This is a genomic window from Borrelia persica No12, assembly GCF_000500045.1.
Taxonomy (GTDB): Bacteria; Spirochaetota; Spirochaetia; order Borreliales; family Borreliaceae; genus Borrelia; species Borrelia persica.
This window is the reverse complement of the sequence record NZ_AYOT01000146.1, coordinates 299,362-312,319: the sequence shown is the minus strand read 5'-3', so window position 1 is coordinate 312,319 and position 12,958 is coordinate 299,362. Positions and strand designations below refer to the sequence as shown.

Here is a 12,958-nt window from a genome sequence, read left to right as displayed (position 1 = left end):
TTTCTGTTGAATTAAAATTTTAATACACCTTTCCATTGTGAATGTCTTTTGAGAGCACTTTTTCTTTAGAATGCTCTAATATCAAATTGATACCATTTATTTTAAGTTCTCCATTGTCTGCTACAATTTGAGTTTGCAAAAATTTATCTATGCTGATTTTTGCTGGTGATTTTAATTCTTTGCCACTATCACTCTCAAGTATCACTCGTTCTCCAGGAATTGGATTATTTTTAAAGTCTTCTACAATTATTACTTTAAAATTTTTGTTTTCATCTTCGGTTGCAATTAACATTCCTTCAGATTTAATGCCTCTAAATTTTGCAGGTTTTAAATTGTCAACTATGATTATATGTTTTTCAATGAGTTCTTCTTCTGTGTAATGATCTGCAAGGCTACTTACAATCTGTTTTCCATCGGGAGTTCCATCATCGAGTTTTAAAATGAATAATTTTTCTGCGTCTGGATTTCTGTCTATTTTTTTTATTTTTACTGTTTTTAAGCATATTTGCTCGCTAAATAAATTTATTGGATTTATAGTATTTTTTATTTGTTCATCTTGCATGTTTGCTTTCCCTGAGTATTTTAATTTTAAACTATCAATTAATTGTTTTTCTAGTTTTGTAAATAATACTTCTGTATATTGAATTGTAGTTAATCCTGTATTTGTTCCTAAAAATTTGTTGGAAATTTCATAACTGTTGCCAAAAAAACTTCTTATTTTGTCGCTTGTATGTGGCATGAATGGTGAGATTAATATTGATAGGTCCCTTATTAAATATATTAGATTTGTAAGTAGTTCTTTTGTTGTTTGAGGTGTACTGTCTTTTGTTTTCCATGGTTCTCTGTCTTGAAATATTTTATTACCTATTCTTGAGATATCAAGAATTTCTTTTAAAGCCGATCTTAATTCTATTTGTTTGAAAAAATTTAAGATTTTCTTATATTTAGTATTTACTATTTGCCAAAAATCTGTACTTAGTTCTATTTTGTCAATCTTATCTCCAAAGAATTTTTTATAAAATGTTAATACCCTATTAATGAGATTTGAAAAGTTTCCTATAAGTTCACTATTGATCCTTTCTGAGAAATCATCCCACATAAATTGAAAATCAGCTTTCTCAGGTCTGTTGTAATATATATAAAATCTCCAAATATCAGAAGGTATGCCGCTGTTAATGACATCATTTCCAAATATTCCAGTTCCTTCAGATTTTGAAAATTTTAAGTTCTCATAGTTTAAATATTCACTTGAGGCTAGCTTGCTTAATATTGTCCAATTTTCCTTACTTCCGAGTTCTATTGCAGGAAACATAACAGTGTGAAATAAAATATTGTCTTTTCCAATAAATTGTACGAGGTTTGTCTCTTCATTATTTTTCCACCAGGATTCCCAATCTTTGAAGACTTCTTTTGTAATTGATATATATCCAATTGGTGCATCAAACCATACATAAAATACTTTATTCTCGTATCCTTTTTTGGGTACGGGTATTCCCCATTTTAAATCTCTTGTTATTGCTCTTTCTTTAAGACCATCTCTTAAGAATGCATTTGTTATTTTAATGGCATTGGTATTCCAATTTGTGTTTTGGTCAATTGTTTGCATCCAATGTTCAAGTTCATTTTTTATTTTTGGTAGATCGATATAGAGATGTTTGGTTTTTTTTATAGTTGGACTATGATTACAAATGATACATTTTGGATTTATTAATTCGTTTGTAACTAGCAGTTCAGAGCAGTTTTCGCACTGATCTCCTTTTGCATTATTTCCACAATTTGGACATTCTCCTGTTACATATCGATCTGCTAAAAACATTTGATTTTCTTGACAAAAAAATTGTTCGTTTTCTTTTTCTTTGATATATCCATTTTGTTCTAGCTTTAAAAATAAGTTTTGTACGGTGTCTTTGTGTTCTTTGTTAGTTGTTCGTCCAAAGATATCAAATTTTATATTAAACCATTCATAAATTGATTTGTGTATTTCATAATATTTGTTACACAATGCTTCGGGTGTAGTTTTTTCAATTAAAGCTTTGGTTTCTGTGGCTGTGCCATATTCATCTGTTCCACAAACATAAAGTGTTTCTATTCCCATCATTCTTGAATATCGTGCAAATGCGTCTGCTGATAATACTTGTACTAGGTTTCCAAGGTGAGGTATATTGTTAACATATGGCAATGCAGCTGTAATTAAGTTCTTTTTTTTCACTTGATTTATTTTTTCCTTTTTTGATGTATTATATTCATAATTTTAATATTAACATATATTATTTTATTTAGTTTTTTTATTAATTTATGTTTTTATTCATTAAGTGTGGGGTAAAATGATGGACTCTTTTAATTTTAAGGATTACGTCTATTGTAGAGCAAAAAAAATTGTAATGGATAAAAGGGAGCAGGCTAGTGTTGTTTTTCCTGAGAGTGTTGATATTAGGGTTTTAAAAGCTACTATTAATATTTTGCGGGAGGGACTAGCAGGACTTGTGGTGCTTATTGGTGTTAGAGATAAGGTCTTAAGGAGATTGAAAGAACTTGTAGGTTTTAGAGATGATATTTTAGATAAAGTGGAAATTGTAGATCCTAGTTCTTTTACGGATTTTGATAGATATTTAGATGAGTATTTGAGTTTGCGTCATAATAAACAATTAGCTGTTAAGAGAGCCAAAGAAGAGCTTTTAGATGAGATTGTATTTTCTATGATGATGGTTCGACTTGGTGATGTTAAGACTTGTGTTTGTGGTGCTTTAGCTTCTTCTGCTAAAGTCTTAAGGACTGTTTTTAGGATACTTCCTAAACTTAGAGGGACTAAATTTGTGTCTTCTTTTATGATTATGGATACCCGAAATATTTGTGGTCAGTTTGAGACTTGTGTTGGATATGAAGGGATTTTGATGTTTGCTGATTGTGCTGTAATAATTAATCCCGATTCTATGCAACTTGCAGAAATTGCAATACAGAGTGCAAATTCATTTAAAAATATCTTCAATCAAGAGCCAAGAGTGGCTCTCTTAAGCTTTTCTACAAAGGGATCTGCTAATTCTTTGGAGGTTGAAAAGGTAAGAGATGCTTTGAATATTGTAAAGAGCAAATGCTCAGACTTGTTGATTGATGGAGAATTTCAGCTTGATGCAGCTTTGGTTAAAAGCGTTGCAGAGAAAAAGTGTAGCACTTCCTCGGTTGCGGGTATTGCAAATGTGCTTATTTTTCCCAATTTGGATTCTGGGAATATTGGTTATAAACTTGTTGAGAGATTGGCTTTTGCTAAAGCTTATGGTCCTTTTTTGCAAGGATTAAGAGATCCAGTTAGCGATCTCTCAAGGGGTTGTTCTGTGGATGATATTGTGTTGGCGAGTGCATTAATGATATGTAGTTAATTTGTTTGCAATTGTAATGAATTCCTTAACAGAAATTTCTTCAGGTCTTTTATCCAAAAAATTTTTTAAAAAATCTTCTTTAAGCATTTTTTTATCTTTAATAAAATTTACAATTGTATTTTTAAATTTTTTCCTACGACTTGTAAATGCTGTTCTGACTAATTTATTGAATGTTTGAAAATTTTTAATGTCCTTTTTACAAGGAATTAATTTAATGGTTGTTGATTTTACTTTGGGAATTGGATAAAAATTTTTTTTATCAATATCCATTATTTTAATTACATTGAAGTGTGATTGCACTAATATTGTAAATGATGAATAATTTTTATTTCCCTGTTTGGCAAGCATTCTGTCTGCCAGTTCTTTTTGTACTGTAAATACCATGTGTGTTAAGATTTCATTTTCAATGAGAGTTGATATTACTTTTGATGCAATATTATAAGGTAAATTTGAAAATATTTTATTGATCGTTTGTTCTTCGTATTTATATCTTTTTAAGAAATCACCTTTGATTAATTTGAAGTTTGTAAAATTTCCAAATCGTTCATTTAAAATTTCTGAGTATTGAGGATCAATTTCAAATGCTGTTAAAAAATTTGCTTTATTTAGTAAGAGCATTGTCATTGCGCCAAGCCCTGGACCAATTTCCCAAATTTTTTCATTTGCTTTAATTTCAAGTGCATCTATTATTTTTTCTCTTATATGTTCATTAATTAAATAGTTTTGACCCCATATCTTTCTTGGAGCTATATTTTTACTTTTTAGTACATTCTTTATGCTGTTTATGCTGTTATAATTTATGTTCATAGATAATAAGAATAATATCATCTATTTTTATGAGTTTGTTATATTTTTGTTGCTGCGTCTTTTTTCTTGTTCTAATTTATAGATTAAAAATGACAGTATTATCATGCTTGATATTAAAAATATTCCTATATTTGAATTGTTTATTGTTTCAAATTTACTAAAGATAGTAATTGCATTTTTTATTATTCTGAATATATGACTATTAATTAGGTCAAAGAAGAGAAATAGACTTGTATTTATTGCATAAGTTATTAGAGAAAATATTGTTATTGTTAAAAATACTAAAATTAGAGGAGTAAGTATTATATTTGATAGTATTGATATTGGATGAATATTTAAGTCATTGATATAAAGAATGGGAGCCGTTGAGATTTGAATTAAAAAGGTTGTAATCATTGGGTATAGAAATTTATTTAGGTTGTATCTTTGATTTAGAGCAATGGAAATGCATATTCCAATTACTGAGAGATAAGATAATTGAAAGCCTATTGAATTTAATGTGTATGGGAAAATAATAGCATTTATTATAAAACTAATTGATAATGTACTAAGTAAGTTGATTTTTCCGTATATTAATTTGTAGATTATAAGGGTTGTTATCATTATAAATGCCCTTAATGCAGATGGTGATAGTCCTGTTAAGATTAAATAATTGAGTAGTATTGTGTTTATAATTAGATATTTTAGTTTGTGATTTTTAATTATAAGCAGTAAGTAATTAAAAATAATATAAATTAGATAAAAATGTAGACCAGATATTACGAGTATATGTGATAAGCCTGCTTTTTGAAATAAATCTTTTTCATATTTTGTTATATCCGATTTCTTCTTTATAAGAATTGCTTTTAAAAAGTAAGAATATTTGATACTAATTGAATTTAAAAATGGATTAATGAGTTTGTTATATTTTTCTCTAAGTTTAATTGGCAGCGGTTTTTTAATAAATTGAATATTATCATTTTGAATTTTGACAATATCTCCTATATGATATTTATTTTCAATATTTTTGAATATAAATTTATGATTTTTGCCAAAGCCATCTATTGCTTCAATTTTGGTATTTGCATATTTTGAAATATAGGTAGTGATATTGGTTATTTGATAAAAATTATTTTCAGGTTTATTAAAAGTTAGGCTAATTTCAAAAATGATAAGTAGACTTGTGCTAATTATGAATGTGAGCGATAGATGAGCATTTTTTTTAATTATAAAGATCAATATTAAAATTGAATTTAGATATACTAGATTTAATTTTAAGTAATATCTTATTGATAAATTTAATGCACTTATTATAAATAAAAAAATCACTAAAAATCTCTTTTTGAAAGTATATTTTAATGATATCAGATCATTTTTGTATTAATTATTTAAAGTTTGACAATCTTGTATTTATATATCTATAATTTATCATGACATTGTTGAATAAATATCCTGTAAAGTATGCTTTTTTGGAACTTCTATTGTCTTATTTTATATTGACTTTTGTTTTTCCTTTTAAAAATGTCGATGTTGATTTTTGGAATTTTAATAACAATCATTATTCTTATTGGCTATATGGTTCTTTTAAAATTATTTTTATTGTGCATTTTGCCAGGTTAACATGTTCTTATAATTTTAGGGATGAATTTTGTATTCCAAAATTTCAGTTTGTCTTTGTTTGGCGAGCATTTTTAATTTTTGTTAAGTTGATTGTTTGTATTTTTGTTGTGTTAATTGTTTTGTATTTGCTTTTTGCATTTTTGTTTTCAAAGTCACTAATATCTTTGATGGAGATGGATAGTTCTGGTTTTAGGTGGAAAATAAGTAGTATTAATGCGCTTTGTTTGATGTTTATTACTTCTTTTTTTGTAGGAGGAGTTGAAGAATTGTTTTTTAGATCTTTTTTTATTACTAAATTTAAACAGATGAGAATTTCTTCTTTAATTGCAGGTTTGCTTAGTAGTGTTATTTTTGCTTGTGGCCATTATTATTATGGATTTATAGGGTTTTTTGTATCTTTAATATTTGGGGTATTTTTTTCTTTTATATGTTTAAGATATAAGAATGTATATTATTCAATTTTTGTCCATAGTTTTTATAATAACTTTGTTAGTTTGTTACTTTTTTTGTCAAATTATTTAGAAGATGTTTCATAAGGAGGATTTTATGCTAGATACTGTTCCTAAGCGTTTTAAGGAAATTATAGGGCTTTATGGCGATCTTGATATTTTTATTTATAAAGAGAATGATTCTGGAGATTTTAAGAGGCAAATATATTTTGATTTTTGGAATGAAGTTAAGGGTATTGGTTCTGGTCTTTTGCATTATGGAATGAGGAAAGGAGATAAGGTGGCCCTTGTTTCTGATTCAAGAAGAGAATGGATAATCATTGATATTGCTGTTATGAGTTTGGGTTGTATTGATGTTCCAAGAGGGAATGATTCGTCTGAGGATGAATTGGCTTATGTTATTAATCATTCTGAATCGAGTTTTGTCTTTGTAGAGAATGCTAAGCAGCTTCAAAAAATCATTGCTAAAAAACATGAACTTAAATTTGTTAAACATGTTGTGATTATTGATGATGATAAGCTTTATGAAGATAAATTGGGAGATATTACAATAATTTCTTATAAAAAATTATTGAATTTGGGATATGATTATTTAAAAGATAATCCCAAAATGTTTGACCTTGAACTTGAGAAAGTTTCTGGTAAGGATATAGCTACTATAATATATACCTCAGGAACAACAGGGTTTCCAAAAGGTGTTATGCTTCGTCATGAATCTTTCATTTTTCAAATAGATAGAATTAATGATTATTTGCCAGCACTTGAACCAGGTCACACAATGATATCTATTCTTCCTCTTTGGCATTCATTTGAGAGGACTTGCGAATATATTGTTACTCTTAATGGTATGGCAATTGCTTATTCAAAGCCTATAGGACCTATTTTGCTTAAAGATTTTGCAGCTTTAAATCCCCATGCAATTATTTCTGTGCCAAGAATATGGGAAGGAATAAGAGCTGGTATTATTAAAAGAGTATCAGAATCGTTTTTTAAAAAAATTTTATTTAATTTTTTCTTAAAAGTGGGAATTTTTTATGTAAAGCTTAAGGAAAGGTTTTTGGGACTTGTTCCTGTTTATAGGGAGACAAACTTTTTAGTTTTATTTTTTATAAAAATTATGTGTCTTTTGGGCTTAATTTTGATTTTTCCTTTTAAATTTTTAGGAGACATTTTGATTTTCAGAAAGATAAGGAAAGCACTTGGAAAAAGATTTGAATTTGGCATTTCTGGTGGGGGAGCTTTAATAGATTATGTTGATTATTTTTTTAAAGCTGTGGGTATTGTTGTTCTTGAAGGTTATGGTCTTACAGAAACGGGACCCGTTTTGAGCGTAAGGCGTCTTAAGTGTCCTGTTGCAAATACTGTTGGACCTTTGTTTCCAGATATTGAATATAAGGTAGTTGATCAGAATGGAAATGCTTTGCCACCAGGTGAAAAAGGTGAACTTTGGATAAAATCTCCACAGGTTATGAGTGGTTATTTTAAAGATGAAACTACGACAAGAGAAGTTTTAACAAGAGATGGTTGGTTTAAAACAGGTGATTTGGTTTGTGCAACAATTAATAATGAAATTTCAATTGTTGGAAGAAGTAAAGATACAATTGTGCTAAGGGGTGGAGAGAATATTGAACCTGAACATATTGAGAGAGCTTTATCAAAATCTATGTTTATTGAAAATGTTGTTGTTGTTGGGCAAGATCAGAAATTTTTAGGGGCTATTATTGTACCTAATTTTGAAGTTCTTGAGAAATGGGCCAATTCTAGTGGAATAGCATTTTCTTCTATTGATGATTTATTATCAAATGAGCTTGTTAATAAATTTTATTCTAAATGTATATCAGATATAGTTAATGTTAAGTCTGGGTTTAAAATTTTTGAGAGAATTGTTGGATTTGTTTTATTAAAGGATGCTTTTGTTGTTGGTGATGAGCTTACCAATACTCTTAAACTTAAGAGATATTATATATTTGAGAAATACAATAAGAAGATAATGTCTATATTTAACAAGGATGATTTTGAATCATTATGATTTAGTGTATTGAAATTTGTCCAATTTACATTTTTTTCATGTAAGGTATATTGAGTAAATACATACAGTTTTTTATTGTTTGTAACACTGCTTTTGATAAATCAATTCTTGCATGTGTGAGCTTGATGTTATTTTTGTCTATTATTTTTGTGTCTTGGTAGTACATGCTAAAGTTTTTTGCAAGTAAATAGGAGTAATTAGCTATTACTGAAGGATTTCGATCCTTTGCCGCTTTAATTATATGTTCTTCAAGTTCAGAGATGATTTTAATTATTTCCCATTCATTTTCGTTTACTAGTAAATCAAAATGAATATTTTCTTTGGGTAAATTTAAATCATTATATTTTTCAAGTATGCTATTGATTCTTGCTCCTACATATTGAATATATGGACCTGAATTTCCTGTAAATGATAAACTTTCTTTTTTATTAAATAATATATCTTTGTGTATTGCTGTTTTTAGTAGATAATAGTGAATGGCTCCTAGTGATATATTTAGTGCAAGTTTTTGCAAATCTTGTTCATCTTCATATCTTTTGTTAAGTTCTTGTATAGTTGATTTGCTTAAATCATGAATTAAATTATCAGCATCAATTATATTTCCTTCTCTTGATTTCATTTTGCCTTCGGGTAAATTTACCATTCCATATGATAAGTGTACTAAATTGTTTTCTTTGGTAATTCCTAATTGATCTGCTACGTAAAATAAGGTTTTAAAATGATGGATTTGTTCACTTCCAACTACATAAATCATTTCATCGAAATCAAATTCATTTTTTCTGGCTACTATGTTTCCCAAATCTTGAGTTAGATAAATAGATGTGCCATTAGATCTTAATAGTACTTTTTGTTTGAAATTTTGATTGTTTGTTTCACTTGTTTCTGTAGGTATGTTGATACATATTGCTCCATCTTCTCTCTTATAGCATAAGCCTTTTTCTAGTCCTTTAAGTATAACTTCTTTTCCAAGCTTAAATATTTCACTTTCAAGATAGATTTTGTCAAATGTTATGTTTGTAATCTTATATGTTTCTTTAATTCCGTCAATTGCCCATTCGTTTAATTGTCTCCAAAGTTGAACTGTCTCTTCATCTCCTTGTTCCCATTGACATAGTAGTTGCTGTATTTCATTTTCTGCAATTTCATTATTTTGACTGGCATATTCATTGTATTTTACATAAAAGTCACCAATTAAATGATCGCCCTTCTTTAGTGCAAGCTTGGGGGTTATATTATTCCCAAATTTTTTGTAAGCAAGCATTGATTTGCAAATATGTGTTCCCCTATCATTTATGAGATTTATTTTTGTTACCTGACTACCAGAAGCTTTTAATATTCTTGATAAGCTTTCTCCAATAATGTCGTTTCTAAGATGTCCTACGTGTAATGGTTTGTTTGTATTTGGTGATGAGAATTCTATTATGATCTTTTTATTTTGAAGTAAGTTATTATTTCCATAATTTTCTTTTTCTGTGTTGACCTTATTGATTGTATGTTTAATATATTCTTTTCTATTAAATTTTATGTTTAAATAAGGTCCCATTGGTGTAATTTTGTATTCATTTTCAATGTGTTTTATTATCTCTTGGGCTATTATGGGTATGCTTAATTTTAGTATTTTGCTAAATTCAAATATTAATATTGACAAATCTCCCATTTCACTTTTTGGGGGTTTTTGCATTATTACATTTATTTTGTCTAATTTAATGTTTGATCTTGATGCAAGTTCTTTTATTGTTTTGTTAATTTTATCTTCTAGATCTTTTTTTATTCTCTTAATCATTCTTTTTTCCTTTAATGTTTATTAATGTGTTAATCGATAGAAAGATTAAAGATGTTATTAAAAAAATATTTGAACTATAAGCTGGTATTTTTGTTATATTGTAATTTTGAATGATTGTAAGTTTCATATTAAAGAATTGTAAACTACCAGTGTTAAGTATTTCTCTAAATAGTGAAATTATTATGCTTAGTGATATGAATATTATTATGGGTAGTTTGGAGTATTGCCATATGTTTACTGATTTAAAAGGTTCATTTTTATGAAAGGAGATTATTATAACTGTTAAAATGGGAATTGAAAATCGCAAATCTTCATAAAGAATGGGAGTTAGATATTGCATAAATGGGTAAGTTAACCCTATGATAAATCCTATTATTAATAAGTAAATTCCTAATATTTGATTTTGAAATTTTGTTTTTTGCATAAACATTTCGATTTTTTGAATAAGCATTGCTGGAGCTAGAATGCATAGAGATATCCAGATTGATATTATGATTCCTTCTAAGAAATTCTTTGTGTATGCAAAGATTGGAAATAACATTAAGGATGTTTTTAAATATTTATCTGTTATATAAAATGTTTTGTCATCATTCATAAGATTTACCTTAAGTTATTTTGTTTTAAATTGATTTGTATCTGTGCTGATTTCTGTAATATGATTTGAGTTTGTTGTTCCAAAGGTTTTAATGCTTTCAATGGCTTCTATTAGTTTTTTGATCTCTTCTTTGAGTCCTTTCATTGAGTTTGAAACAGTAATATTAATTTCTTCTAAGACAGATACTGTATTGATTATTTCTTTATTTCCTCTAAACATTTCATTTGAGCCTATTTTTACTTCATATGTTATTTCTCTCATTGTGTTTAGAGCTTTTAAAATTTCTTGGCTACCAATTGATTGTTCTTGCATGGTATGATTTATTTCTTCTATAACTTGGACCACTAGATTTATTGAATTAAATATTTGATTGAAAGCCTTATTTGTTAGTTCTGATGTTTTTACTGTTTGATTGATGGAGTCCATTATTTCATTTATTGATGCTGCAACTGATTCTGATTGTGAAGTTACTTGTTCTGCAAGGTCTTTTATCTCTTCTGCGACAATTGCAAAACCTTTGCCAGCTTCTCCAGCATGAGATGCCTCAATAGCGGCATTCATGGATAATAAGTTTGTTTGACTAGCAATAGACGATATTAATGCATTGGCTTCTTGTAGTCTTGTTGAATTTTTATAAATATCTTTAATTTGCATGATAATTTCTTCTTGTTTTTTTCTTCCATCATCAGAAAAGGCTTTAAGTTCTTCTGTGCTTTTTGCAGCTTTTTGTGTTATTTCTGTAACTGATTGTATGCTTCCTATCATTTCTTCAATGGCTGAAGATGATTCTTCAACACTTGCAGCCTGGGTTTCAATTGAGTTGTCAAGTGATGCAATGTTTTTAGACAAGTTTTCGATTGTATTTGTTGTATTTGATATAAATTCAACTTGTTTTTCGATTTCTCCCTGTGTTTTTTCTATATATTTATTTGAGTTTGTTATTGTATCATAGGCTTTATTTATTTCGTTAAATAGTAAATCACCATTATCTTTTAACAGTTTTACCCTGCCTTGTAGTGAATTTATTACATTTTTTAAGTTTTCAATGAAATATCCAAAGTGATTTATGGTTGCACTGATTGAATCTTTTCCTTGCGAGCTAATTTTAACAGTTAAATCCCCTTCTTTAACTTTTGGAATAATATCATTGAGTTTTTCTATTTTTGATATTATTAGTTTCCTGATTGTAATTATCATAATTAATATGAATATTATTACAAGTAAGATTATTATTGATATTGACATTAATTTGATGTTGTGAAGTTCGTTTGAAAATATATTGTTATGATTCATTTGTATTGCCAAATACCAAGATGAAGATGTAAGTCTTGTTATAGATATTATGTTGTTATTATGACTAATATTATAGTTGCTTTTTCTTTGAGTTATTGCATTAAGTAATGGAGTTGTCATGTTTGTGTTGTTTTTAAGTAGATTATTGATTGATAATTTGATGGGCTTGAGTGTATCTTCGTCTTTGTCACCAAAAACGTCTCCTTGATTGTTAATTGCATATATATTAAAGTAGTGGGAGCTTTTGTGGTGATTGCTTTTATCTAGTAGGGATCTCTCTAATAGCATAAATATATTGTTTCTTAGTTGTTTAATTTGTTCTAGTATGTCTACATACAAAACAATGTATCCAGTATGATCTATTCTTATGTCTTGTTTTGATTTTATGTTTTCATTGTTTGTTTCATATAGATCATTTTGTTCTTGTTGAGGAAGTTGATATAACATTGGTATGTAGTATCTGTTATTTATTATTATTAGATCTTGGTTTAGTGTAAGTGTATGATAACCGTTTGTTTTGTTTGCCGTTTCAATTTCTTGTAAGCTTATGTAAGTATTAAGTCTTCTCGCATCACTTGAATACAATATTTTTCCGTTTTTATCTGCGTATTCTAATATTTTTATATATGATGGGAATGCATTTAACTCTTCAAGAGATATTATATTTTTGAAACGTTCATTTTTTGGTTTGTTTATATTTTGATTGTGATATTTTGCAAAGTTGTCAATAGCTATTAACATGTTTCTTGTATCTCTAGAGAAACTTTTGATCATTATGTTATTGACAAATTTTGTAAAATTTTGAAGTTCTTTTGTTAGTATTTTTCTATATCCGCGATCTAGTAATATAAAAATAGTCATTGCAATAATTATTGTGTAAATTACGATGACAATATTAAATTTATAAAAGAGAGTGGAACTGGAATGATTTCTTTTCATTTAAGGCCTCACAAAACTTTTTACAAAATGTCTTAACTAACATAGTATTATATATGTTTTATTATATAATTATATACATAATATTAGATA

At 27.7% G+C, this 12,958-nt stretch carries 9 protein-coding genes; 3 read left to right on the top strand and 6 right to left on the bottom strand.

From position 1 onward, the window contains the following. Nucleotides 1-19: 19 nt before the first annotated feature. Nucleotides 20-2,218, bottom strand: a complete 2,199-nt coding sequence (gene metG, locus U881_RS0104695) for a methionine--tRNA ligase (protein ID WP_152520680.1) — start codon at nucleotides 2,216-2,218, stop codon at nucleotides 20-22. A gap of 109 nt (nucleotides 2,219-2,327) precedes the next feature. Between metG and pta the strand changes: the two genes are divergently transcribed. Next, a complete protein-coding gene (pta, locus tag U881_RS0104690; protein WP_024653451.1) occupies nucleotides 2,328-3,374 on the top strand; it encodes a phosphate acetyltransferase in 1,047 nt (348 codons plus the stop codon). On the opposite strand, the gene rsmA is transcribed toward pta, so the two are convergent. Then, nucleotides 3,357-4,202, bottom strand: coding sequence for a 16S rRNA (adenine(1518)-N(6)/adenine(1519)-N(6))-dimethyltransferase RsmA (rsmA, locus tag U881_RS0104685; RefSeq protein ID WP_024653450.1), 846 nt, complete (start codon nucleotides 4,200-4,202; stop codon nucleotides 3,357-3,359). The genes pta and rsmA overlap by 18 nt on opposite strands. 6 nt (nucleotides 4,203-4,208) lie before the next feature. Beyond that, nucleotides 4,209-5,489 (bottom strand): ComEC/Rec2 family competence protein, encoded by a 1,281-nt coding sequence (locus U881_RS0104680; RefSeq protein ID WP_024653449.1) that lies wholly within the window; start codon nucleotides 5,487-5,489, stop codon nucleotides 4,209-4,211. 101 nt (nucleotides 5,490-5,590) lie between these two features. Between U881_RS0104680 and U881_RS0104675 the strand changes: the two genes are divergently transcribed. After that, entirely contained in the window at nucleotides 5,591-6,316 is a 726-nt protein-coding gene (locus U881_RS0104675) for a CPBP family intramembrane glutamic endopeptidase (protein WP_024653448.1), read from the top strand. Nucleotides 6,317-6,326: 10 nt separating this feature from the next. Next, nucleotides 6,327-8,258, top strand: a complete 1,932-nt coding sequence (locus tag U881_RS0104670; protein ID WP_024653447.1) for an AMP-binding protein — start codon at nucleotides 6,327-6,329, stop codon at nucleotides 8,256-8,258. A 25-nt stretch (nucleotides 8,259-8,283) separates the two neighbouring features. Here the strand turns inward: U881_RS0104670 and argS are convergent, their stop codons facing one another. From argS to U881_RS0104655, 3 genes are read right to left on the bottom strand one after another with little or no spacing between them, the layout of a single operon-like run. Then, on the bottom strand, nucleotides 8,284-10,041 hold the full coding sequence (argS, locus tag U881_RS0104665) for an arginine--tRNA ligase (protein ID WP_024653446.1): 1,758 nt from the start codon (nucleotides 10,039-10,041) through the stop codon (nucleotides 8,284-8,286). Beyond that, nucleotides 10,034-10,636, bottom strand: a complete 603-nt coding sequence (locus tag U881_RS0104660) for a hypothetical protein (RefSeq protein ID WP_024653445.1) — start codon at nucleotides 10,634-10,636, stop codon at nucleotides 10,034-10,036. The genes argS and U881_RS0104660 overlap by 8 nt, the downstream gene beginning before the upstream one ends. Before the next feature lie 15 nt (nucleotides 10,637-10,651). Next, nucleotides 10,652-12,868, bottom strand: a complete 2,217-nt coding sequence (locus tag U881_RS0104655; protein WP_024653444.1) for a methyl-accepting chemotaxis protein — start codon at nucleotides 12,866-12,868, stop codon at nucleotides 10,652-10,654. Nucleotides 12,869-12,958 lie beyond the last annotated feature (90 nt).